Consider the following 20,129-nt stretch of genomic DNA (forward strand, 5'->3'; position numbering starts at 1 on the left):
CGTGGCGCAGCGCATCAGAGCCGCCAGCGTCCGCCAGCTGCTCATCGACCAGGGCCATGAGTTCTCCGAGTTCGAGGCGGGGGAGTGGGACCCCGGCTTCCGCGTCGAGCAGGGCGGACTCCGGCAGGTGCACGTCTTCTACGACGGGCCTGGCGAGGCCGACCGGCTGGCCGCCATCACCACCGAGCTGCGCGCCGCGGGCTACCACGTCGTGCCCACGCAGCAGGACCGCGGCGGCCGCCGGCGCCTGGAGGTGACCCGGCCATGACCCCGATCGAAGAACTGCGGGCCGCTGCTGCCCGGCTGCGGGATGACCGGAACTGCGACGGTTTCCGCGTCGACTGCAACTCCCGTGAGCTGCTGGAGATGATTCGCGTCCTGCTGCGCGCCCGCGAGCCGCTGGCCGCCTGGCTGGAGCACGAGACCACCCGTTACGACCCGGCCGCCACCATCCAGGTCACCGATCGCAGCCACGAGATCGCCCTCGCGGTGGCACGCGCAATCAACGCCGCCGTCGATCCCGGCCCCGGACGGGACGGCCACATCGAGGACCGGCACAGCGGACGCGCCCTCTACGAGCGCCTGAAGCGCCTGAGCGGAGAGACGACCTGATGCAACCCACCTTCACCCGCGGCTTCAAGCTGCACCACAACGGCCAGGTCCTCGACGGCGCCGAGTTCCCGTCCGGCCGCACGTTCGTGATCGACGACCCCGAGTACGGGCTCGCCTCGGTCGCAACGTCCCTTGAGGAACTCCTGAAGGGCTACCACGGGGCCCGCGTCGAGTGGCCCGGCGATCAGCTCGTGCCCACCGCGCTGCTGCTGGACCTGGTGAACATCGCCGCGCGGGTCGCCGTCCTGGACAGGGCCCGCCCGGCGGGCGCGGGCGCCCGCGCCGTGCTCGGCCAGCTCACGAAGTACCTGGGCTACGACGTCGCCGAGCGGGCCGCCGAGCAGGAAACCGCCCGCGCCCTCGCACGAGGGGAAACGCACCTGTGAGCGCGCACCCCGGCGACGTGATCGCCCAGCATCCGACCGCTATCGAAGCCGCGCTCGCCGTCGCCGACGCCGACCTCCGCGACCGGCACGGCCCCGAGAACGGCGTCGAGCCCTGGTACATGGCGCCACTCGGCCCGACCGACCACATCTATGCCGACTGCCCGCACCTGCGCCGCTCCCTCCGCGACGGTCGGGAGCCCGTGAAGGGATCCGGGGCCCTCTACCCCGACGCTGGCGACGTGTGCGGCTGGTGCTGCCGCGTCTGGCGAGCACGACGAAGCAAGGAGAACACCGATGGACGCTGAGAAGCGCGTCAGGACGATCGACCATCACGAGTGGACGCTGAAGAGCCCCGCACACCACACCGAGGTGGAGAAGGCTGTCGCGGTCGCCGAGCAGGACCGGGCCCGACTCGCCTCCAAGGGCGTGCCCACCGGCGACGTCGAGATCTCAGCCCACGACGACCTGGTGCTCATCTCGTTCCAGGCCGAGCGGCCCAAGAACCCCAAGCGGCCGGGATACCGCGGGCTCGCCGAAGAGACGGAGGCCGCCGATGCCTGAAGCGAAGTACGTCCGCGTGCTGCTGTGCGGTGGCCACCTCGACGGTCAGTGGGTCGACGTGCCGGAAGGCGCGAGTACCTACCGGACCATGAAGCCGCAGCCCCTCCAGCTCAGCCCGGACCCGGAGCCGACCGTGCCCCTCCCGGACGTTGTCGAGTACCGGCTTGAGCCCATGCCCATCCGCATCCGCCACGCCGGAGGACGGCTCTGGGTAGGAACGCTCGGCTACGGCCCCGACCGCGACGAGGCCATCGTCCGAGCACTGTTCCAACGCGACGTCGCACAGCAGTTGCTCGGAGGCTTCCGGTGATCGACGAGTCCAGGATCGAGCTGACCTTCAAAACCTTCGCGCAGCGGTTCGCCATCGAGGAAGGGCTGCTGCTCGACATGGACGTGTCCGTGCAGCGCGAGGTCTTCGGCCACTTCGCCTTCCAGTTCCGCACGCGGATCCTCTCTGACGACCTGCCGCCTCACATGCTCGCCCAGCGGACCCGGGTTGCCTTCGAGGTGCCGGCCTCCACCTGGCAGATGTGGAAGAAGCGCCACGCCCGCCGGTGGTACGCGCGGCGCCTCGTCGCCCGCTGGCCGGTCCGCTACGAGCCCGACCCGGACGGCCGCCACGCCGACGCCGTGTGCTCCTTCAACCTGGAGCGCTTCCGCACGTACCCGCGAGCTCAGGTGCAGCTGCCGCACGACCGGTTTGGTGCCGAGGTCCTGGCGCACGGCATCCGGAACATCCGCTGGGACGTCACCGCGAGAAAGGACGGCCTGTCATGACCGACAACATGCGTGTTCATGGCTACTGCCCGGTGGGCTGCGGGCAGACGCTGGAGCGTCGCGGCACTGATGGAGTGATCCAGTGCCAGGCGACCTACTGCCCCAGGATGTACGCGGTCCGGGACCTCCTGGCGGATCGCGAGACTGAGCACGTTGTGCAGTTCGACGACGACGGCTTCACCGTCCGGCACCCGCTGCGCGAGCGGCTCGACGACGCGCTGATGCGGTGCGACCTGCACCGGCACTGCGCCTCCCTACCCGGCCCGCCAGCGGCGCTGGGCCGGTACAGGGCTGTCGCGGTGGACGGCATCTGGCAGTTCCAGCGACTCGACGAGGTGCAGGAGGACTCCGATGTCTGAGACGCCCCAGAGGCTTACCTTCGACGATGGCACCGAGCTCGCTGTCCGCCCATGGATGGAGCTCAAGGAGTCCGGCCTGCTGTGGCTGATCAATCGCACCGTCTTCCACCCGCGCGGGCTCGCGCTCGGCGTGGCCTACACCGATGACGGCGAGGTGATCGGTTGGACGCTGCTCGGTGATGGCTCCGAGCCCATCCACTTTTCACCGGAAGACGAGCCGGAGTTCTTCGCGCAGGCGCGAGCAACCCTGGCCGCCGCTTGCAAGGAGGGCGGCCGTGCAGACGCTTGACGAGCTGGTGGCCGACCTCGTCGACCGCTACACCGGCGACAAGGAGCACCCGGGCGACGGCGGCCCCGGCCTCATCCACCGGCTCGACACCCTCGGCCTGCGCACGCGGCAGCCGGCCGACGGCGGGCATGCCCCGCCCGGGTCGCGGCCGCCGACGTCGCTGGAGGCCGTGTCGTGGTCGCAGCGCATCAAGACCGAGGCCATCAGCCTGGACATGCGGCTGCGGCAGTCGGCGCGCACGCAGTCCTGGTACCGGGCGCTCAAGGCCATCCCGCCCGGGGCTGAGGCGGCGAACCGGGTGGGGGAGGTGACGAGCATCGTCGGCCGCTGGCACGGCACGGTGCTGACTGTGCTCGGCCTGCGCGGGCCGTCGGTGCACTTCCGCCACGCCCTGTGCCTGGCGTGCGGGGAGCGCACCGTCTACGGCCGGGCGGACGACGACCGGCCGCGCGCCTGGTGCGTCAACGACGCCTGCGTGGACGGCGATACGGGCGCGCCCGCGCGGTACGAGGGCAGCCGTTTGTACCTGCTGACGGAGAACCGGGTGCCGTAGCGGCGGCCGGTAAACGGGTGCGGCAGGGGCGTGAGTTGTCAAAGAAAGTGCGACTCAGGTCTTGTGGAGTATCGTACTTTCTCGTACTCTGTTTTACAGAGGTCGGGGCAACCGGCCGGACAACGCTCGTGGGGGAGGTCGCCATGTCGGACACGTTGTTCCGCTCGCTGGAGCTGATCGAGCCCGGCGACCTGGTCCTCTACCACGGCTCCATCACGAATCTGCACGGCCTGTGGCTCGCCGTCCCGTGCCCCTGCCGCCTCTGCTACGCCATGGACGCACTCGGCATCCCGGACATCCGCTTCGCGCTCATCGACCCGTGGCGCGAGCAGCCCGGTCCGGTGCACGTCCGCCGTCAGTCCATCACCCGCTCCGTTGCCTGCGCCTGAAGGGAGCCACCCGTGACCGTGTCGCTGCTCCACCCGATCACCATCGCCGACTACCTCACGCGGCACGGTCTTCCGGCCGACTGGCGGTTCGGCTCCCCGCTCGGACGCATCGCCGCCGAGCTCTACCGAGACACCTACCGGCGCGAGCCGCGCAAAGCGTGGCGGCTGATCAACGGCCATAGGCGGCAGGTCATGGCCTACACGCCCGACGAGGAGCACATCCTCGCCGAAGCGTGGCGGCGCTATCCACGAACCAGCCAGCCCGCAGAGGAAAGGCAGCCCCGCACGGTGCTGCAACGCATCGACCAGGCGCTCTCCGACTGGGCAGGCAGCGTCGACTCGATGCGCTGGCGTCCCACCGGCGGCCCACTGCGCAGCCACCCCTAGACCGGCGGCCGGGCTCTGTTCCCCCGGCCCGGCCGCCACTCCCAGGGCCTGTAGCTCAGGAGGCAGAGCGAGGGATTTAAACCCCACTGCGCGCCGGTTCGACCCCGGCCGGGCCCACAGACGACACAGCACGAGACGGAAGGATCACGATGCCCACCACGGTGCGCACTCACCACACCATCCGACGGCGCGACCGCCGCACCGGCCGCTTCGTGAAGATCTTCCAGCTCGCCTACACCGACCGCGACGCCACGCACGTCCGCCGCCTGCCCGCACGCGAGAGCATCGGTCGGATTCTCAACCGTCACGCGGACCGCGGCGAGGCATGGGACATCGCCGTCACCGACACGGACGGCAACGACGTCACCTTCGACTTCACCTGACCCCCGCAGACCGGCGACCGGGTTCTTCCCCCGGCCCGGCCGCCACCCAGGGCCGCGCCCCGCACTTCCCCCGAACGGGGCGCGGCCCACCCCACAACTCAACACCGAAGCGGCGTAGCTCAGTTGGTAGAGCACGGATCTTATAAGTCCTGGGTCGCGGGTTCGAGTCCCGTCGCCGCCACTCAAACACCAGACCTCTACTGGGAGTTGAGCATGCCTGGCACCGCGCCCACACGCTTGCCCGCCACGCCCGCCGAAGTGGCGGCCGCCATCCTCGACATGATCGAGCAGTACCCCGAGATGTTCGACATGGGCAGCTGGGCGACGCTGCCGAGCGGGGACCTTGAGCCCCAGGGCGACATCCCGTGCGGCACCACGATGTGCATCGCCGGATGGGCCGCGCACCTCACCGGCTACACGCTGCACACCACGTCGGACGGCGAAGGGGTGTTCACGAGCAAGGACGGCGTCAGGCACGAAGTGGAAACCGTGGCCGCCGCAGCGCTCGGACTCACCGGCGACGAACCCGGGATGTTCTGGTGGGCCGCGCCGGAGGCCCTGAAGCAGCTCCGGAAGATCGCCGGACGCTGACCCCGCAGATCACCCGGCGGCCGGACACGCGACCCGCGCCCAGCGCACGACTCGCTTCCCGCCGCCGGGCCCCAACCCGCCCAAGGAGCACGCCGTGACGACACCCGGCCGGACCGCCTCACAGGCCGGCGACCTCATCCGCCAGTTCAACCACGAGACCATCACCACCGGCGACGGCTGGCAGTACCCGCCACACGCCTACGACGCTATCGGCAACCTCGCCTACACCATCCGCATGCTGCCGCAGGCGCTGGAGCAGACCTTGCTGCCCGTGGCGCGCACCCACAAGGACGGCCGCGTCGCCGTCGACGGCGGCCGTGACCCCGAGCAGGCCGTGACCGAGCTGCGCGCGGCGACGCGGGAGGCCGTCCACCTGGCCCGGCTCCTGGCGGCCGCCGTCGACCGCATGCACAACGCCAGCTCGCCCATGGGCCTCGACACCCGCGGCCTGCCAGAGTTCGAAAGCGACGAAGTCTGATGCCTCGCCTCGAATATGTCCCGAAGACGTTCACGCCCGCCCATCAGCGCCTCATCGACATGGCCGACCAGATCTGCCGTGAGTACGCGACGCAGGGCTTCGACCTGACACTGAGGCAGCTGTACTACCAGTTCGTCGCCCGCGACGTGATCGCGAACAAGCAGACCGAGTACAAGCGGCTCGGCGGCATCATCAACGACGCCCGCCTGGCCGGCTTGCTCGACTGGAACTACATCGTTGACCGCACCCGCAATCTGCGCAGCCTGCCCCACTGGGACACTCCGCATTCCGTCATCCGCGCCGCCGCTTCCGGCTATCGGACCCACCGGTGGGCCGATCAGCCGCACCGCGTCGAGGTGTGGATCGAGAAAGATGCCCTCGTCGGCGTCATCACCGGCGTCTGCCAGCGTCACGATGTCGACTACTTCTCCTGCCGCGGCTACACCTCCCAGTCCGAACTGTGGGGCGCGGCCCAGCGGATGCTCAGATACCAGCAGGACGGACAGAAGCCCGTAATCATCCACCTCGGTGACCACGACCCCTCCGGGGTGGACATGACCCGCGATATCCGTGAGCGCCTGGCGCTCTTCGGCGCCGATGTCGAGGTCCGGCGGATCGCACTCAACATGGAGCAGGTCCGGGAGTACGACCCGCCGCCCAACCCTGCCAAGCTCACGGACAGCCGGGCCCCCGGATACATCCGCGAGTACGGCCGCAGCAGCTGGGAGCTCGACGCCTTGGAGCCGACGCTGCTCGACAGGCTCATCGAGGAGGAGATTTGGGCCTGGCGAGACCTCGACCTATGGGACGCGGCAACGAGGGCCATGGACCGGGAGCGAGCGCTGCTGCGCAGCGTGGCCAACCGCTGGACTGAGGTCGCCGAGATCGTCGCAGAGAGCGGAGATGAGTGATGGCGCTCGGCTACGCGTACACCCTGTTCTGCGACCGCCGCGGCTGCCGCGCCAAGGTCACCATCGCGGACACCCGCAGCGCCGACCACGCCCGCCGGGTGGCGCGCGCCAGACACGGCTGGAGCTGCGACGCGGCCGGCGACTACTGCCCCAACGACCGTGAGGCGCGCGCCACGGCGCACCTGGCGCAGCCCCAGGGAGCAGGCCAGTGAACATGCCCGCACCACTGACGATCGCCGCCCGCCGCGCCATGGTCGAGGAACTCATGCGCCAGGAGCCGGGCATCAGCGCCCGCTCCATCGCAGCTCGACTCGGGGTCGGCAAGGACACCATCCGCCGGGACCTCGACGCGATCGAGGCGGAGCAGCGCCAGCGCGCCGTGCAAGCCAGCCAGCCCGCGCCGGACACTGCGCCGGACGGCGACCGCCTGGTCCTCGTGCTCGACGAGCCGATGCGCCAGGCCCTCGCCGCGCTGCGCGACACCGTCGGCGCCCCCGACACCCCGGAGCAGAACATCAAGGCGGCCCGCGCCGCGATCCGCTCCGTGGCGGACACGGTCATCGAGGTGCAGCACGCGCGAGGAGGGAATCGCCAATGATCGCACCGACCACCGTCGAACAGATCAAGAACCAGCTGACGGGCCACCTGCGTGCGCGCAGGGAATGGGACGAACAGCCCGCCCTGTTCACGCTTCACCAGAAGGACGCCACGGGCGTGCGCCTGGTGACCGTGCCCATTCCGGAAGAGGTATGGCTCGCCCTCAGCCACCCGCCCACCGCAGTCGCTGCACTGGCCGGGCTGGCGCTTCGGCTGCCCCGGCATCCCGACGGATCGCACCTGCTCGTCACGCCGGGCGTCGGGCCGCTGATCGGCGCCGCGTTCCGATACGAGGCGTACGCGCTGACGTCCGACTCACCGCACCCGGCCGTTCGGGAAGCCACCCGCCGCCGGGGGCCGGCGGCTCGGTCCCGCGTTTCAAGGACATCCCCGGCCGGATCGAACAGCGCTGCATCACCGCCGTGGACCTCGACGGCGGACGCTACATGGTCAGCAGCAGCCGCATCGACGAATCCCAGCCGGACGCAGCCGAGCCGCACGTCGCATACGTGGCCTTCTCCGATCCGAAGCGGGACCAGCTGACCGGCAAGGTCGTCGACGCCACCATCCGCTTCCTCAACGCGATCAAGCCCGTCCCGACGAAAGGCGCCGCCCGGTGAGTCCACGCCCTGAAGCCACCGCCGCCGCCAACTGGTGGGCCGACAAGCTCGCCGGACCGGCCCGGCACGACGTCGGCAGCGGCGCCGAGGAATCGAGCGCCATCGCCAACACGATGTCCGCCCTCGTTCAACGACAGCGCAGCCAAGCTCAGATCGACGCCTTCCGCGAGGCCCTGGCCGAAGACATCGAGCAGCACCTCGGGACGTACGGATGGCTCCCCGACCACCCGGAATTCGGCTCCTACATGCGCGCCGTCATGGTCGACTACGGACCCGACCCGGTCCTCGCCGGCGCCGCCGAGAAGGCCGGCTTCGAACTGAGGACGCTCGACCTGCCGATGAAGACCGTCATGTGGATCAACCCGGGCATCGTGAAGGTCTCCGAGGGCCACTCCGCGAAGCCAGTCGTCATCTGGAGGGCCCGCCCGGTGAGTCCATGCTCTGAAGCCTTCGCGGGCGCCGCGGCCGCCGGACCACCCCGCTGCCCGGGTTGCGGCCACGCCCCGCATGCCCCCGGCAGCGAGTGCGAGGCCGGCGTCGACCACGGCACGAAGCGCTGGCACCGATGCCTGTGCCTGGCCACCCCCGGCGCCTCCCGAGCCTGCCCGCCCCAGATGGACTGCCAAGGCGGCAAGCTCGGCTACAGCGACGTCTGGCACCTCCGTCAGGGCCGCAGCCTGCGTGGAGCCGATGGCGAGACCATCACCCAGGACGTGCTCGCCGAGCCGCAGCCGATCGTCCTGGCCCGCGCCGTACGGACCTGCACGGCCATCCCCTCGCAGTGGAACGCGTGGACCACGGACGGCCAGTACCTCTACCTGCGCTACCGGTCCGGCATCGGCACCGTGGACGCCTACGACACCGAGGACAGCGCGCAGTGGACCCGCGTGCCGGACGGCGCGGTCGCCCGCTTCGACACCGGCGATCGATGGGACGGCGAGATGGACCTGACCGAGTTCTGCGAGCACACCGGCCTCCAACTCGCCGACGATGCCGAGGTGATCGGCGAGTGAGCGATCGCGACAGCAGGATGGGCCCAACGGAGGATGAGCTGCGTGGGGCTGGCGTCGAGCTACAGATTGCTCGGATGTTCGGGGATCTGGAGAAGCAGCTGGCTGCCACACGCCGGGGACGGTTGACGCTGCGGTTCGTTCGCTGGTACGCCCGGAGGACGCGATGAGCGCACCCCTTCAGGTACGGCCCGCCACGTTTCCGCCCGTCGGCTTCAGCACCGCCCCGCCCGTGCGCGCGTGGGCGGCCTGGTGCGGCCCCTGCGGACGCGACGGGCTGAGCCTGCTCATCGGCCGGTCCGCCCGCCTCGACCGCGCGGGCTGGGACGCCTGCATGACCGCCGCGCACGCCCACATCACGAAGCACAAGGAAGGTGGCCGGCTGTGACCGACAAGCCCACGGTTCCCGAACGCGGCAGGTCGCAGCCGCCGCCGGTCGATGTCCGGCTGATGGGCGACGATGCGCCCGTACGTCGGATGGTTGCCGCGCTCCTGCAGGCGGCGGCTTCCCTTCGAGATCTGCTCGACTTCACCGTGAAGGACTAACCGGACGCCCGAAGGCGCGGAAGGACCGCCGAAGCGGCACGAACTCCCAAGTAAGTCCGTAGCATCCAGCCTCAGTCACGCCCTGGGGGGACCATGCACCGCACCATGCCCGCGCTCGCCGCTGCCCTGCTGCTCGCCGGCGCGCTCGCCGCCTGCTCCAACAACAAGCCGGACGACAAGCCAGTGACACACTCGGCCACGGCGAAGGCAACCGCCGCGGCCGCCAAACCGAAGGAACTTGCCGACCCCTACACCGTCAAGCTCGACGCGGTCTCCGACGGCTCGGTGGAGGACTGCCAATCACCGAGCAGCACGGCGTGTAGCAACGACGTCGGCGCCATCATGGTCGTCGTCGACGATCTCCAGAAAGACATCGACAACAATGGCGGCGCCACCAAGTACCCCAAGACCACACAGCAGATCGCGAAGATGCGCGCCGCGCAGCAGGAGTACAACAGCAACGGCTGCGAGGGCGATCCGCAGTCAGACGACCCGAACTCGGACTGTTGGGGCGTCGTCGGCATCACCGTCGGCGGCACCATCCTGAGCTTGACGCTGAAGACCGACGAACTCTCCTGAGACCACTCGCACAATTCGCTCGCCACCGGCATCCCTGAAAGGACAAAATATGCGGCTGCGCTGGCGCATCCCGCTTCCTGGCCCGTTCTCCATCGGCGGGAGCATTCCGCTGACCGGCGGCCGCCGTCGCAGCAGTGGCGGAAGCGGCTGCCTCACTGCGCCCATCATGCTGCTGTGGTGGTGCCTCGTCTTCGAGGCCTGGGTGTGTTGGTGGATGCTCAAGCCGTTCTACATCCTCGGCGTCCTCGCCCACCGCCGAACGACTGGGCAACCCACCCCGATCTGGCGCAGCCGAAGCGGATGGTGGTGACCCCGGTGGAAGATGGCCCAGTGACCGAACCGCTCGATCTCGCAGGATGACGCCGAAGCCATTCTGGAGTTCATGGACGCGCTCCTGGACGAGGTCTTCCAGCGGCCCGCCAAGCTCCAGCGGCTCAAGGAGAGGCACGCAGAACGGAAGCAGGACAACGGCGCCCAACTCTCCGCTGCACCCGGCGGAGGGCCGACGTAGCGGAAGGCGTGCCGTACGCTGACGGGGCCCCGGAGAGGGGCTGGCGTACTGGGGGCGGTACACCGCCCGCGTTCTGGGTGGGCCGCGCGAACCCGTGCGCCCGGGAAGGGTAGAACCCTGGCCCGCCCACAACTTCGTGGAGGTCGTCGTGTTCGCATCCCGTCGGAAGGCTGAAGCCAGGCAGCGCGCGGAGGCCGAGCGTAGGATGCGTGAGCTCGGCGAGCGTGCCATCGCCGACCCGAATCGGATGAACGTCACCCTCGCCCTTCCCGTCGGCGGACCGGCACGATGGTGCGTGCAGCACGGCTACCGCGCCGTGGTGACCGGCATCGGACCCGGGGCCGGAGTCATCGCACAACGCGGCCAGGAGATCCCGGTGATCGCACGTCTCGGTGATGCCCTGGTCTGGGATGGCCAGCAGGTGACAGTCGTGCAGAAGTAGCCCTGTCGCGCCCGCAGGTTCGCGTGTCACATCTCCGACACGAAGCGTGCACGCACCATCCACCTGACGGCGCAGCGCCCTCACAATGACCGGGCTCAGTACCGTCCTTGGGGGGACCATGCACGCCAGAACCGCACTCGTCACCACCGCCATCCTCGCCGCCGCGCTCACCGCGTGCAGCAGCAGCGACACCCAGCAAGGCAAAGCCGAACGCGCCGCCGCCAGCACAACCGCGACCACGTCACCCGACTGCGGGCCTGACTCGACGCTCTCCCAGTCCGACTGGATCGATCAGTGCAGCAGCGCCTCCGCGACGCCGTCCGCGAAGAAGCCGGACACCGAACTCGCCGTCGGCGACACCTTCGCCTACAAGGACGGCCTCAAGGTGACGGTCACCGGCATCAGCCGGATCACCCAGTACGGGGAGTACGACGACCGACCTGACTCCGATCAGACCGCCTTCCGCGTGAAGTTCGCGGTCACCAACGGCACCACCACGCCGTACGACCTGGACAACATCGGCTACAACGCCGAAGGAGCCACCAGGGGCGGCGAGGCCGAGTTCATCTCCGTCGAACCAGGCTCCAAGCAGATGACCGGCCGCCTCGCCCCCGGGCGCACCGGTTCCTTCACCTCCGAGTACACGATCGCCAAGAGCGACGGCAACACCATCGTCTTCACCGTCAGCCGCACGGACGACGCCTTCCTACAGGACGACAGTGCCTACCTCGGCGAAGACCCGACCTGGACCGGCGACATCAAGTAGCGGCGCGCTACGCTGAACCCCGCACGCGCGAACTCCCACTTTGGGCGACGCGAAGGGATGGGCAGATCAGCCACCGCCCGTGGCGGAATGGGCTGGCCGGTGCCGCATACCGGAAGCGGACCCTGTCGCCCCACCCACCGAGAAGGCCCGGACACCGAACCACGGCTGGGTGTCCGGGCCGCACTACGCGTCCCGGCTCTTCGCTGAGTCCGCCCCTTTCTCGATGGCCGCTCTGCGTCGCCAGCGTCTCGCCTTCCACCAGCCGATCCGGTACACCTGCCACCGCTGAGGCAAATACCAGAGATCGTCACGGCACACGTCAGTGAACTCCCGCTGCGCCTCGACCACAGCTTCGGTGGCCGCGAGAAAAACGTCCGGGGCACTGGCATCCGCGTCGGTCACGTCCTCAAGCTTCTTCATCACGACGTCGGCGGCCTCCAGAGGTCCTGGATTCGCCACCAATCGCAAATCCAAATAGGCCTGGAGCAGTTCGCTCTCCGCATGCGCCAGGTCACGCAACATCAAGCGCACTGCGCGCTGATGTGCGACAGGCTGGAGCGTCAACGACCAGCGCCGCTTTCCGATCCATATCCTGTACAGACGCTGCTCCATCACGAAGCGAGTCAGGATAGCCAGAACGTCCATCGCCGCCGCCTGAAAGCGTGAATACACCTTGCGGCGCTCGTCCCTGCTGCCGAGCCGCGTGCCGGACTTCGACTGCAACTGCTTCGTGACAACAGACGTGATGCCCTTGGCCAGAGACGAGCCGGCCGCGCTTATGGGTTCTACCATCGCGCCAGTGTGCACCCTCAACACCCTGATAAAGCAGTGCGGTTGGGCGAGTCGCTGCGATCTACCACACTGGGACGAAGTAGTAGATCACCGGTAGTTGTAGTAGATGCGACGTGCATGGGCGTGCTACCGACCTCGCGGTCCGCTTCCGGTACCCCAGCCTCCCGGTCGCGTTACACCATGCCCGCCCAACTGGGTGCGCGCAGCGGGACTCGAACCCGTACTTCCCATAGCTCTCACCGGCACGTCGCCAGCCGGATGCGTCCACTGTACGGTCGTTAGTCCTCGTCGTCGTACAGCGCAGGGAAGGACCGGCGCGCCACCATCCCGGTATGTGCGTCCAGTTCGGCCCACTCCTCGGCAGTCAGCGGACGCGGATTCCGCAGGCCCGCCGCGAAACTGTCCGCGAGGGCCCGGCCGAAGGACGCGTACCTCTCACTGGTGGTGGGCCTGCCGAGCAGGCGGCGGATCAGACGATGCATGCGGCCAGGATGGCACCGTGGACAGGGCGGGCACACTGGAGTTGTGACCACCACCCCCACCGGCCGCGACGGCCGGCCCCTCGTCACGACAGCCATGGCCGCGTACTCCCTCGGCATCAAGCCGGACAGCTTCCGCAGCTGGGCCAGACGCCACGGCGTGAAGGCCGTCGACTACCGCCGCCCACCCGGCAGCACCGGCCAAGCTCCCGCACTCTGGGACCTCGCCGACCTCACCATCGCCACCCGCACCAGCAAGGTCGCTTGACCAGAGATCAACGGACACGCATCATCAGTCATGGTGCACGTACTGCCTCATGAGCCCGGCCACAGCGCCGGGCTCTGGCACGTCCGGGGGTGACCGTGCCCCAGCTCAGCCAGCAGGAGATCGCCCGCCGCACCGCCCAGGCCCGCAGTGGCCGGCCTTGGCTCCGTCTCCAAGCCCAGGTCTATGCGGAAGAGACCGAGTGCTGGATCTGCCGCGCGTACGTCGACCAATCCCTGCCCGGCACCACCCATCCCATGGCACGCACCGTCGATCACGTCCAACCGCTCTGGCTTGGTGGTGACCCACTCGACCGGGCCAACCTGCGCCTCGCCCACCGACGGTGCAACACCATCCGCAACAACCAGCTCCGCGCCCGGAAGCGTCCGCGCCCGTCCTTCACCGTCGACGTCTCCGACCTCTGACCGCCGGCCCCGGACGATCAGGACCAAGCAGGCCGGCCGGCCCCGCGACCATCCGGGCGGCCGCACCCGACGCGGCCTGGGTGCGCCCCGCCTGCACGCCCGCCCTGCCGCGCATGGCCCGTCATGGCTCTGACCTGCGGAAACGTCGAAGTTGATCAAATGCGGCGTCAAGATCGCCTCTTTTTGATCTTGGGGGCGGCTGACCCCGCACCCCCCTCAAAGAAATCTCCCCCCGGCCCATTTTTCAGCCGAGAGGAGGGGTCTCAGATTTCCGAGGCGGTGTCTGAAGAGCCGGCCGGTCTTGGTGAGCGGGGCCGCCGTCTGTGGCGGGAATCCCTCGCGACCTTCGCTCTGACTCCCGCGCACCTGGTGCTGCTGGAAGAGGCGTGTCGGATCGCTGACCGGCTCGAACTGCTCGATGCCATCGTGCGCGCTTCCGTGGGTGCCGTCAACCCGTATGTCGAGCAATTCGCGGATATTTCGGCTGTGTTGGCGGAGTCTCGGCAGCAACAGGCGGCCCTCAAGGGACTATTCGCGGAGATTCGACAAGGTCAGCGGGTATCCGGGCCGACTGCGGGGACGCCTGAGGGCGACACGTCGGGAGGTGCGGGTGTCTCGGACCTCAGTGCCCGCATCGCTGAGAGGCGCCGCCAGGCCGAGGGTTGAGGTCCATCCGCCGTACGTCCACACCTTCGGCCCCGAGGCCCGCCAATTCGCTGCGCGCGGCGGCCTGGTGCTGGACCCGTGGCAGGCGGACGCGATCGATCTGATCCTCGCGATCCGCGAGGACGGCCGCTGGGCGTGCTACGAGTACGCCGAACTCGTCGCGCGCCAGCAGGGCAAGGGCGCTGTGCTGGAGGTGCGGGCGCTCGCCGGCCTGTTCCTGCTCGGGGAGAAGCTGATCCTCTGGAGCGCTCACGAGTACAAGACGGCGATGGAAGGCTTCAGGCGCTTCAAGCAGTTGCTGCTGCGCCTGGGCAAGAAGATCACCGAGAACCTCATCGAGGTCGACGGGATCCTCGTCAAGGTCATCAACACCAACGGCGAGGAGTCGTTCGAGAGACTCGACACCAACGCGCGGATCCGGTTCATCGCCCGCAGCAAGGGCTCCGGCCGCGGTATGACCGGCGACTGCAACCTCGTCGACGAGGCGTTCGCCTACACGACCGAGCAGCAGGACGCGCTCGGGCCGACGACCCTGGCGGTCGACAACCCGCAGTTCATCTACACCTCGTCGCCCCCGCTGTCGGGTGATACGGGCGACGTGCTGTACGCGCTGCGCGAGCGAGCCGAAGCAGGAGGGGACGACTCGCTCGGGTACCGAGACTGGGGCCTGGAGGGCGACCTCGACCACATCGAGGACATCGACCTGGACGACCGGGAGCTGTGGGCGCAGACCTGCCCGTCGCTCGGCACCCGAGTCCGGGAAGAGGCCATCGTGCGGATACGCCGCCTGCTCAGCCCCCGCGGCTTCGCCCGCGAGGTCCTCGGACTCTGGCCGAAGCGGGCCACCGGGAACACCGTCATCGACCCCAAGTCCTGGGCGCAGATGGCGGATGAGACCTCCCGCCGCACCGCCGAGGGCGGTGTCGCCATCGGCTTGGACATCTCGCCGCTCCGCGACTACGCCGCGGTGTGCGTGTACGGCGTGCGTGAGGATGGCCTCGGCCATGCGCAGATCGCCGACTACCGCGCCGGCACCAAGTGGGTCGTGCCCCGCCTCACCGAACTGCGGGATGCCCTCGGCCCGATCGCCGTGGCCATGGGCCGTGGCACCCACGCGTTCCTCAAGACCGCGCTCGAAGAAGCCGGCTTCCAGCTGCCGGAGGAGGCCGCCGCACCGGAGCCCGGCGACCTGGCCGTGACGAACGCGGTCGACATGGCTGCCGCTGCCGGCCAGATCCTCGACGGCGTACGCGAGGGCGCCTTCCGGTACGTGCCGAACCAGTACCTCGACACCGCGGTGGCCAGGGCGAAAACCAAGACCTCCGGCGACACCATCGCCTGGACTCCCAACGGCACCGACGCCGACATCAGCCCGCTCGTCGCCCTTTCGGTGGCCCGCTGGTCCTACGTCGCCCGCTCTCATCTGTTGTCGACGGCCGAATACGACGTTCTCGAATCGGTCTTCTAGGGAGGCGGTGCGACGTGGACGGTCCGGAGATTCGGGTCCCCTGCGATGAGGCCACGCTGAGGGACCTGGTGGTGAAGAAGACCTCCGTCTTCGCCCCGATCAGCGTCGAGCAGCTGCTCGACGCTGGTGTGCCGCTGCCGCCCGGCATGGAGCCGCCGGCGCCGGCGCCTCGGCCGTCGCTGTACCGGCGCTGGCGGTGGGCCGTCCTGGACGCCATACGGCGCGTCAGGAAGCGCGCCGGTTTCTGGATCGCGGGCTACGAGCCGACGGACGACTGGGATTGGTAGGCGATCGCGCGTGAAGCTGTGGCCCCGGCGCAAGACCGCGCGCCCCGTCGATGAGGCAGGTCCTGTCCTGGTCGGCGACGTGTGGATGGACGGCCGCGGCCTCACGTCGAGCAGCTGGCGCGCGACGGCGCGCGCCACGTGGGGTCGGCGTCTCGGCGTGGCGACGCGCGGCTTCCAGCGGGCTGGCGCATGGCTCGTCGGTGTCGAGTCGCGGTCTGTTGTCGAGAAGCGCGCGATCACGTCGGTGCCGTGGGACCAGGGCGGCCCGGCCGGATCTGCGTCGGTCAGTGTCGAGAGGGCGCTGCGCCTGGCGCCCGTGTATGCGGCTGGCCGGCTGCTGGCGAGCAATCTGGCGGCGGCTCCCCTGCGCCAGTTCCGCGAGGTGGGCGAGACGGTGCAGCGGCTGCCGCTGGCATCGCTGTTCGCGAACCCGTCGACGCAGGGCAACCTGCACGACTGGATCAAGCGGGCCGTGCTCAGCATGGTCTACCGCGGCAACGCCGTCGGCTACGTCACGGCCCGCGACTACTACGGCTACCCGACGATGATCGAGTGGCTGCCCATGGACTGGGTGCAGGTCGTCGACTCGATGCCGTCCGGGCCGGGTTCGTTCGTCAACCCCATCTGGTACGTGCTGGGCAACCGGGTGGACGCCGAGGACATCGTGCACATCCCGTGGTTCACCCTCCCGGGCAAGGTCCTCGGCTTGTCGCCCATGGGCGCTTTCGCATCGATGGCGGCAACGAGCCTGGCCGCGCAGGAGTACATGGAGGCCTGGCACGCCACCGGCGGGGTCCCGCCGGGCACTTTCAAGTCGACCACGCAGAAGGTCGATCAGAAGGAAGCCGAGATCATCAAGGCCCGGCTTGTCTCGGCGATCCGCTCCCGCCAGCCGATCGTGCACGGCAAGGACTGGGAATACGACGCGATCACCGTCCCGGCGTATGAGGCCCAGTTCATCGCCACGCTGAAGCTGGGGGCCACGCAGATCGCGGCGATCTACGGCGTCCCGCCGGAGCTGATCGGCGGCGAGACCGGCGGCTCGATGTCCTACAGCAGCCCCGAGCAGCGCGAGATCGAGCTGATCACGCTGACGCTGATGCCGTGGATGAGCACCCTGGAGTCCCACCTGTCGATGCTCGTTCCGCGCGGCCAGTGCGTGAAATTCGACGCGGACAGCCTCGTGCGCATCGACCCGCTCACCCGCTGGTCGATCTACGAGAAGGCGCGGCTGATCGGCGGCATGAGCCGCGACGAGATCCGGCAGCGCGAGAACCTCCCGCCGCTGCCCGACGGCGAAGGCCAGGACTACACGCCGCTTCCGATCCAGGCCGGCGCGAACATCACCGTCCCGCAGATCCGCGGCACCACGGACCGGCTGCGGCTGATCCGAGGGAAGGAAGTCGACAGTGGCTGACCAGGGCAACATCACCACGCCCGACGCCGGCGACCTCGACGCGGCCGCCCGCCGGTACGCGACGGGGCAGGGCTGGGCGATGCCCGACGGCTCATATCCGATCCGGCCGGCGGACATGCATGGCCGCGAGGACCTGCAGGTGGCGATCCGCGCGGTGGGCCGCGGCGGAGCCGACCACGACGCGATCCGCGCCCACATCATCAAGCGCGCCAAGGCCATCGGCCTTGGCGACCTCATCCCCGACAACTGGGCAGCCGACGGCAGCCTCACCGGTCACAACAGCCTGGAGGGCACTGTGGAGATCGAACGCCGGTACACCTCCGGCGACACCGGCAAGGCCGAACTGCGCGCCGACAACGGCGCCAAGAGGATCGGCGGATACGCGGCCGTCTTCAACCGCCAGAGCAAGAACCTGGGCGGGTTCATCGAGGTCGTCGACCCGATCGCCTTCAACCAGTCCCGCGGCGACGGCTGGCCCGACGTCATCGCCCGCTACAACCACGACGACAACCAGCTGCTCGGCACCACGGCGGCCGGGACGCTTCGGATGGGCATCGACGCGTACGGCCTGTCGTACGACGTCCTGCCGCCGGCGTCCATGGGCCACGTGGTCGAGCTGGTCGAGCGCGGCGACGTCCGCAAGAGCTCGTTCGCGTTCCGCACGCTGGAAGACGACTGGACCATGACCGACCAGGGCTACCCGCTGCGCCGCCTCATCGGCGCGCAGGTCGTCGATGTTGCCCCGGTCAACACCCCCGCCTACGCGGACACCTCGGCGGGCCTGCGGTCGCTGGCGCGCAAGTTCGACGCGGATCTCGCGGAAGTCCGCTCGCTCGCCGAGGCCGACGAGCTGCGGAAGTTCTTCGTCCGCACTGACGGCCCGGCCCCGGCCCGGCCGAAGAAGAAGGGCATGGCGGGCCACGCCGCGGCGGCGGCTCTGCTCGCCCGGCGCGAAGACCCGTACGTCTGAGCCCGCCGCGCGCGTACGTCACCTGCACAACCAAGACCCCCGCCAGCGCGGGGGCGGCACGACCGTCCTGGACCGCGTAACCGCACCGCCACGGCACCGACTTGGGCAACCCCCGGTCGGTGTCCGCTCTGGGTGCGGCGAAGCACACAACGGGCCGCGTGTGACACGGAGAGGGATCAGCGGACCGCCAGTCGCGAAAAGGCGCTGGCCACCGGCACCCTCAGGGGTGTGGGACCGCGAGGGCTCCCGGTCGAGATCGATTCGATCGGACGGGAGTCCATCCATGTCGGACATGGTCAAGAAGCTGCGGGAACGCCGCGCCCAGGTCTGGGAGCAGATGAAGGCGATCGCCGACCGCAGCACCGAGGAGAACCGCAACCTCACGGCCGAGGAGCAGGGCCAGTGGGATGTGATGAACGAGGAGCTGGACAAGCTCGACCAGCGAATCAAGGCGGCTCTCGACACCGAGCAGCGCGCCAAGGACGCCGACGACGCCTTCAACCGGCTCCACGGGGGCGGCCAGGGAGGCGGTCAGCGGTCCGGGCAGCAGGGCGGCAGCCAGCAGCGGGGCGGCGACGGCGGTCAGGGCGGCGGACAGGGCCAGGGCAGCCGCGGCGAGGAGCTGCGCTCCTTCCTGAGGGGCGAGCGCGGCCGGTTCTACGACGTCAACCCCGAGGGGCCGGTCGACTACCGCACCCTGACCAAGGGAACGGCGACTGCGGGCGGCAACACGGTCCCGACGTCGTTCTACGACCGGCTGATCGCGCACCTCATCGAGGTGTCCGCGATCATGCAGGCGGGCGCGACGATCCTCAACACGAACTCGGGCGAGGTCATCCAGGTCCCGAAGACCACCGCGCACTCCACGGCGGCGATCGTGACCGAGGGCAGCCCGATCGGTGCCTCCGATCCGGCGTTCGGTCAGGTTCCGCTCGGCGCCTACAAGTACGGCACCCTCATCCAGGTCTCCCGCGAGCTCCTGGACGACACGGGCGTTGACCTGGAGGGCTACCTGGCCATGCAGGCCGGCAGGGCGCTCGGCAACGCTTTCGGCGCCCACGCCATCACCGGCACGGGCACCTCGCAGCCGCGCGGTGTCGTCACCGACGCGACCCTCGGTGTCACCGGTGGTACCGGTGTGACCGGCGCGTTCACCGGCGACAACCTGATCGATCTGTTCTTCAGCGTCATCGCCCCCTACCGGGCGTCGCAGTCCTGCAAGTGGATCATGAAGGACGCGACGGTCGGCACCGCCCGCAAGCTGAAGGACACCAACGGCCAGTACCTGTGGCAGCCCGGCCTCCAGGCCGGCATCCCGGACATGATCCTGGGCAAGCCGGTACTGACCGACCCGAACGTGGCCGCGATAGCCCTGGCAGCGAAGTCGGTCCTCTTCGGCGACTTCAGCCAGTTCTTCGTCCGCTTCGCCGGGGGCGTCCGCTTCGAGCGCAGCGACGACTACGCGTTCAACACGGACCTGGTCACCTTCCGGGCACTGCTGCGCGCGGACTGCGCCCTCGTCGACCAGACCGGCGCCGTCAAGTACTTCCAGGGCGGCGCCAGCTGACCCACCGGCGGGGGGGGGGGCCCCCCCCCCCCCCCCCCCCCCCCGG

At 69.4% G+C, this 20,129-nt stretch carries 37 protein-coding genes and 2 tRNA genes; 37 read left to right on the forward strand and 2 right to left on the reverse strand.

From position 1 onward, the window contains the following. The first annotated feature begins 1 nt into the window (after position 1). From ACYF6T_RS39005 to ACYF6T_RS39145, 29 genes are all read left to right on the forward strand, one after another. Positions 2-268 carry a hypothetical protein gene (locus ACYF6T_RS39005; protein WP_461702660.1) on the forward strand — a complete coding sequence of 89 codons (267 nt, stop codon included), beginning with the start codon at positions 2-4 and terminating at the stop codon, positions 266-268. Beyond that, positions 265-612, forward strand: coding sequence for a hypothetical protein (locus tag ACYF6T_RS39010; RefSeq protein ID WP_461702661.1), 348 nt, complete (start codon positions 265-267; stop codon positions 610-612). The genes ACYF6T_RS39005 and ACYF6T_RS39010 overlap by 4 nt, the downstream gene beginning before the upstream one ends. Next, positions 612-998, forward strand: a complete 387-nt coding sequence (locus ACYF6T_RS39015) for a hypothetical protein (RefSeq protein WP_461702662.1) — start codon at positions 612-614, stop codon at positions 996-998. The genes ACYF6T_RS39010 and ACYF6T_RS39015 overlap by 1 nt, the downstream gene beginning before the upstream one ends. Continuing rightward, positions 995-1,303, forward strand: a complete 309-nt coding sequence (locus ACYF6T_RS39020) for a hypothetical protein (RefSeq protein ID WP_461702663.1) — start codon at positions 995-997, stop codon at positions 1,301-1,303. Before ACYF6T_RS39015 ends, ACYF6T_RS39020 begins: the two co-directional genes overlap by 4 nt. After that, a complete protein-coding gene (locus tag ACYF6T_RS39025; protein WP_461702664.1) occupies positions 1,293-1,559 on the forward strand; it encodes a hypothetical protein in 267 nt (88 codons plus the stop codon). Before ACYF6T_RS39020 ends, ACYF6T_RS39025 begins: the two co-directional genes overlap by 11 nt. Continuing rightward, positions 1,552-1,869 carry a hypothetical protein gene (locus ACYF6T_RS39030; RefSeq protein ID WP_461702665.1) on the forward strand — a complete coding sequence of 106 codons (318 nt, stop codon included), beginning with the start codon at positions 1,552-1,554 and terminating at the stop codon, positions 1,867-1,869. Before ACYF6T_RS39025 ends, ACYF6T_RS39030 begins: the two co-directional genes overlap by 8 nt. Further along, the gene (locus ACYF6T_RS39035; RefSeq protein WP_461702666.1) at positions 1,866-2,336 is read left to right on the forward strand and encodes a hypothetical protein; all 471 of its coding nucleotides are present in this window, start codon (positions 1,866-1,868) and stop codon (positions 2,334-2,336) included. Before ACYF6T_RS39030 ends, ACYF6T_RS39035 begins: the two co-directional genes overlap by 4 nt. Next, positions 2,333-2,695, forward strand: a complete 363-nt coding sequence (locus ACYF6T_RS39040) for a DUF6085 family protein (RefSeq protein WP_461702667.1) — start codon at positions 2,333-2,335, stop codon at positions 2,693-2,695. Before ACYF6T_RS39035 ends, ACYF6T_RS39040 begins: the two co-directional genes overlap by 4 nt. Continuing rightward, a complete protein-coding gene (locus ACYF6T_RS39045) occupies positions 2,688-2,984 on the forward strand; it encodes a hypothetical protein (protein ID WP_461702668.1) in 297 nt (98 codons plus the stop codon). Before ACYF6T_RS39040 ends, ACYF6T_RS39045 begins: the two co-directional genes overlap by 8 nt. Further along, positions 2,971-3,537, forward strand: coding sequence for a hypothetical protein (locus tag ACYF6T_RS39050; RefSeq protein WP_461702669.1), 567 nt, complete (start codon positions 2,971-2,973; stop codon positions 3,535-3,537). Before ACYF6T_RS39045 ends, ACYF6T_RS39050 begins: the two co-directional genes overlap by 14 nt. A 143-nt stretch (positions 3,538-3,680) precedes the next feature. Further along, entirely contained in the window at positions 3,681-3,926 is a 246-nt protein-coding gene (locus ACYF6T_RS39055; protein WP_461702670.1) for a hypothetical protein, read from the forward strand. A gap of 12 nt (positions 3,927-3,938) precedes the next feature. Beyond that, positions 3,939-4,313, forward strand: a complete 375-nt coding sequence (locus ACYF6T_RS39060; RefSeq protein WP_461702671.1) for a hypothetical protein — start codon at positions 3,939-3,941, stop codon at positions 4,311-4,313. A gap of 44 nt (positions 4,314-4,357) precedes the next feature. Then, positions 4,358-4,430: transfer RNA gene (locus tag ACYF6T_RS39065), tRNA-Leu, on the forward strand. 32 nt (positions 4,431-4,462) lie between these two features. Beyond that, entirely contained in the window at positions 4,463-4,696 is a 234-nt protein-coding gene (locus ACYF6T_RS39070; protein WP_461702672.1) for a hypothetical protein, read from the forward strand. A gap of 109 nt (positions 4,697-4,805) precedes the next feature. Further along, a tRNA-Ile gene (locus ACYF6T_RS39075) sits at positions 4,806-4,877 on the forward strand. A 32-nt stretch (positions 4,878-4,909) separates the two neighbouring features. Beyond that, positions 4,910-5,287, forward strand: coding sequence for a hypothetical protein (locus tag ACYF6T_RS39080; protein WP_461702673.1), 378 nt, complete (start codon positions 4,910-4,912; stop codon positions 5,285-5,287). Between the two features lie 94 nt (positions 5,288-5,381). Then, positions 5,382-5,765 (forward strand): hypothetical protein, encoded by a 384-nt coding sequence (locus ACYF6T_RS39085; protein WP_461702674.1) that lies wholly within the window; start codon positions 5,382-5,384, stop codon positions 5,763-5,765. Next, complete coding sequence (locus ACYF6T_RS39090; RefSeq protein WP_461702675.1) at positions 5,765-6,676, forward strand: hypothetical protein; 912 nt, start codon at positions 5,765-5,767, stop codon at positions 6,674-6,676. The genes ACYF6T_RS39085 and ACYF6T_RS39090 overlap by 1 nt, the downstream gene beginning before the upstream one ends. Continuing rightward, the gene (locus ACYF6T_RS39095; RefSeq protein WP_461702677.1) at positions 6,676-6,888 is read left to right on the forward strand and encodes a hypothetical protein; all 213 of its coding nucleotides are present in this window, start codon (positions 6,676-6,678) and stop codon (positions 6,886-6,888) included. Before ACYF6T_RS39090 ends, ACYF6T_RS39095 begins: the two co-directional genes overlap by 1 nt. A 2-nt stretch (positions 6,889-6,890) precedes the next feature. Beyond that, complete coding sequence (locus tag ACYF6T_RS39100) at positions 6,891-7,274, forward strand: helix-turn-helix domain-containing protein (protein ID WP_461702679.1); 384 nt, start codon at positions 6,891-6,893, stop codon at positions 7,272-7,274. 421 nt (positions 7,275-7,695) lie between these two features. Next, positions 7,696-7,893: a hypothetical protein gene (locus ACYF6T_RS39105; RefSeq protein ID WP_461702681.1), complete on the forward strand. Its 198-nt coding sequence runs from the start codon at positions 7,696-7,698 to the stop codon at positions 7,891-7,893. Then, positions 7,890-8,906, forward strand: coding sequence for a hypothetical protein (locus ACYF6T_RS39110; protein ID WP_461702682.1), 1,017 nt, complete (start codon positions 7,890-7,892; stop codon positions 8,904-8,906). The genes ACYF6T_RS39105 and ACYF6T_RS39110 overlap by 4 nt, the downstream gene beginning before the upstream one ends. 163 nt (positions 8,907-9,069) lie before the next feature. Further along, a complete protein-coding gene (locus ACYF6T_RS39115) occupies positions 9,070-9,291 on the forward strand; it encodes a hypothetical protein (RefSeq protein WP_461702683.1) in 222 nt (73 codons plus the stop codon). Beyond that, positions 9,288-9,449 (forward strand): hypothetical protein, encoded by a 162-nt coding sequence (locus ACYF6T_RS39120; RefSeq protein ID WP_461702685.1) that lies wholly within the window; start codon positions 9,288-9,290, stop codon positions 9,447-9,449. Before ACYF6T_RS39115 ends, ACYF6T_RS39120 begins: the two co-directional genes overlap by 4 nt. A gap of 93 nt (positions 9,450-9,542) precedes the next feature. Then, positions 9,543-10,028, forward strand: coding sequence for a hypothetical protein (locus tag ACYF6T_RS39125; RefSeq protein ID WP_461702687.1), 486 nt, complete (start codon positions 9,543-9,545; stop codon positions 10,026-10,028). Positions 10,029-10,077: 49 nt separating this feature from the next. After that, a complete protein-coding gene (locus ACYF6T_RS39130) occupies positions 10,078-10,338 on the forward strand; it encodes a hypothetical protein (RefSeq protein WP_461702688.1) in 261 nt (86 codons plus the stop codon). Positions 10,339-10,410: 72 nt separating this feature from the next. Continuing rightward, positions 10,411-10,539, forward strand: coding sequence for a hypothetical protein (locus tag ACYF6T_RS39135; protein WP_461702690.1), 129 nt, complete (start codon positions 10,411-10,413; stop codon positions 10,537-10,539). Positions 10,540-10,687: 148 nt separating this feature from the next. After that, positions 10,688-10,981, forward strand: coding sequence for a hypothetical protein (locus tag ACYF6T_RS39140; RefSeq protein ID WP_461702691.1), 294 nt, complete (start codon positions 10,688-10,690; stop codon positions 10,979-10,981). Positions 10,982-11,099: 118 nt separating this feature from the next. Further along, entirely contained in the window at positions 11,100-11,747 is a 648-nt protein-coding gene (locus ACYF6T_RS39145) for a hypothetical protein (protein WP_461702693.1), read from the forward strand. A gap of 183 nt (positions 11,748-11,930) precedes the next feature. On the opposite strand, the gene ACYF6T_RS39150 is transcribed toward ACYF6T_RS39145, so the two are convergent. Together ACYF6T_RS39150 and ACYF6T_RS39155 are read right to left on the reverse strand one after the other, a co-directional pair. After that, positions 11,931-12,539, reverse strand: a complete 609-nt coding sequence (locus tag ACYF6T_RS39150; RefSeq protein WP_461702695.1) for a hypothetical protein — start codon at positions 12,537-12,539, stop codon at positions 11,931-11,933. A gap of 278 nt (positions 12,540-12,817) precedes the next feature. After that, a complete protein-coding gene (locus ACYF6T_RS39155; protein WP_461702696.1) occupies positions 12,818-13,021 on the reverse strand; it encodes a hypothetical protein in 204 nt (67 codons plus the stop codon). 43 nt (positions 13,022-13,064) lie between these two features. On the opposite strand from ACYF6T_RS39155, the gene ACYF6T_RS39160 reads away from it, so the two are divergent. The 8 genes from ACYF6T_RS39160 (at position 13,065) to ACYF6T_RS39195 (ending at position 20,083) form a co-directional block, all read left to right on the forward strand. Next, a complete protein-coding gene (locus ACYF6T_RS39160) occupies positions 13,065-13,286 on the forward strand; it encodes a hypothetical protein (protein WP_461702697.1) in 222 nt (73 codons plus the stop codon). 95 nt (positions 13,287-13,381) lie between these two features. Next, positions 13,382-13,708 (forward strand): HNH endonuclease, encoded by a 327-nt coding sequence (locus ACYF6T_RS39165; RefSeq protein ID WP_461702699.1) that lies wholly within the window; start codon positions 13,382-13,384, stop codon positions 13,706-13,708. Between the two features lie 279 nt (positions 13,709-13,987). Then, entirely contained in the window at positions 13,988-14,374 is a 387-nt protein-coding gene (locus tag ACYF6T_RS39170; protein WP_461702700.1) for a hypothetical protein, read from the forward strand. Further along, positions 14,334-15,842, forward strand: coding sequence for a hypothetical protein (locus ACYF6T_RS39175; RefSeq protein ID WP_461702702.1), 1,509 nt, complete (start codon positions 14,334-14,336; stop codon positions 15,840-15,842). The genes ACYF6T_RS39170 and ACYF6T_RS39175 overlap by 41 nt, the downstream gene beginning before the upstream one ends. A gap of 71 nt (positions 15,843-15,913) precedes the next feature. Further along, on the forward strand, positions 15,914-16,129 hold the full coding sequence (locus ACYF6T_RS39180) for a hypothetical protein (RefSeq protein WP_461702703.1): 216 nt from the start codon (positions 15,914-15,916) through the stop codon (positions 16,127-16,129). 10 nt (positions 16,130-16,139) lie between these two features. Further along, complete coding sequence (locus ACYF6T_RS39185; RefSeq protein WP_461702705.1) at positions 16,140-17,546, forward strand: phage portal protein; 1,407 nt, start codon at positions 16,140-16,142, stop codon at positions 17,544-17,546. Further along, positions 17,539-18,516, forward strand: coding sequence for an HK97 family phage prohead protease (locus ACYF6T_RS39190; protein ID WP_461702706.1), 978 nt, complete (start codon positions 17,539-17,541; stop codon positions 18,514-18,516). The genes ACYF6T_RS39185 and ACYF6T_RS39190 overlap by 8 nt, the downstream gene beginning before the upstream one ends. A gap of 283 nt (positions 18,517-18,799) precedes the next feature. Beyond that, positions 18,800-20,083, forward strand: coding sequence for a phage major capsid protein (locus tag ACYF6T_RS39195; protein ID WP_461702707.1), 1,284 nt, complete (start codon positions 18,800-18,802; stop codon positions 20,081-20,083). Positions 20,084-20,129 lie beyond the last annotated feature (46 nt).

It is taken from the genome of Streptomyces sp. 7R007 (assembly GCF_054850255.1).

Excerpts from the sequence above, each read along its gene's own strand:
- ACYF6T_RS39010 (WP_461702661.1), top strand. The coding sequence starts at position 265 with ATGACCCCGATCGAAGAACTGCGGGCCGCTGCTGCCCGGCTGCGGGAT.
- ACYF6T_RS39015 (WP_461702662.1), top strand. The coding sequence starts at position 612 with ATGCAACCCACCTTCACCCGCGGCTTCAAGCTGCACCACAACGGCCAG.
- ACYF6T_RS39025 (WP_461702664.1), top strand. The coding sequence starts at position 1,293 with ATGGACGCTGAGAAGCGCGTCAGGACGATCGACCATCACGAGTGGACG.
- ACYF6T_RS39030 (WP_461702665.1), top strand. The coding sequence starts at position 1,552 with ATGCCTGAAGCGAAGTACGTCCGCGTGCTGCTGTGCGGTGGCCACCTC.
- ACYF6T_RS39040 (WP_461702667.1), top strand. The coding sequence starts at position 2,333 with ATGACCGACAACATGCGTGTTCATGGCTACTGCCCGGTGGGCTGCGGG.
- ACYF6T_RS39045 (WP_461702668.1), top strand. The coding sequence starts at position 2,688 with ATGTCTGAGACGCCCCAGAGGCTTACCTTCGACGATGGCACCGAGCTC.
- ACYF6T_RS39055 (WP_461702670.1), top strand. The coding sequence starts at position 3,681 with ATGTCGGACACGTTGTTCCGCTCGCTGGAGCTGATCGAGCCCGGCGAC.
- ACYF6T_RS39070 (WP_461702672.1), top strand. The coding sequence starts at position 4,463 with ATGCCCACCACGGTGCGCACTCACCACACCATCCGACGGCGCGACCGC.
- ACYF6T_RS39080 (WP_461702673.1), top strand. The coding sequence starts at position 4,910 with ATGCCTGGCACCGCGCCCACACGCTTGCCCGCCACGCCCGCCGAAGTG.
- ACYF6T_RS39090 (WP_461702675.1), top strand. The coding sequence starts at position 5,765 with ATGCCTCGCCTCGAATATGTCCCGAAGACGTTCACGCCCGCCCATCAG.
- ACYF6T_RS39095 (WP_461702677.1), top strand. The coding sequence starts at position 6,676 with ATGGCGCTCGGCTACGCGTACACCCTGTTCTGCGACCGCCGCGGCTGC.
- ACYF6T_RS39100 (WP_461702679.1), top strand. The coding sequence starts at position 6,891 with ATGCCCGCACCACTGACGATCGCCGCCCGCCGCGCCATGGTCGAGGAA.
- ACYF6T_RS39115 (WP_461702683.1), top strand. The coding sequence starts at position 9,070 with ATGAGCGCACCCCTTCAGGTACGGCCCGCCACGTTTCCGCCCGTCGGC.
- ACYF6T_RS39125 (WP_461702687.1), top strand. The coding sequence starts at position 9,543 with ATGCACCGCACCATGCCCGCGCTCGCCGCTGCCCTGCTGCTCGCCGGC.
- ACYF6T_RS39130 (WP_461702688.1), top strand. The coding sequence starts at position 10,078 with ATGCGGCTGCGCTGGCGCATCCCGCTTCCTGGCCCGTTCTCCATCGGC.
- ACYF6T_RS39135 (WP_461702690.1), top strand. The coding sequence starts at position 10,411 with ATGGACGCGCTCCTGGACGAGGTCTTCCAGCGGCCCGCCAAGCTCCAG.
- ACYF6T_RS39145 (WP_461702693.1), top strand. The coding sequence starts at position 11,100 with ATGCACGCCAGAACCGCACTCGTCACCACCGCCATCCTCGCCGCCGCG.
- ACYF6T_RS39150 (WP_461702695.1), bottom strand. The coding sequence starts at position 12,539 with ATGGTAGAACCCATAAGCGCGGCCGGCTCGTCTCTGGCCAAGGGCATC.
- ACYF6T_RS39155 (WP_461702696.1), bottom strand. The coding sequence starts at position 13,021 with ATGCATCGTCTGATCCGCCGCCTGCTCGGCAGGCCCACCACCAGTGAG.
- ACYF6T_RS39195 (WP_461702707.1), top strand. The coding sequence starts at position 18,800 with ATGTCGGACATGGTCAAGAAGCTGCGGGAACGCCGCGCCCAGGTCTGG.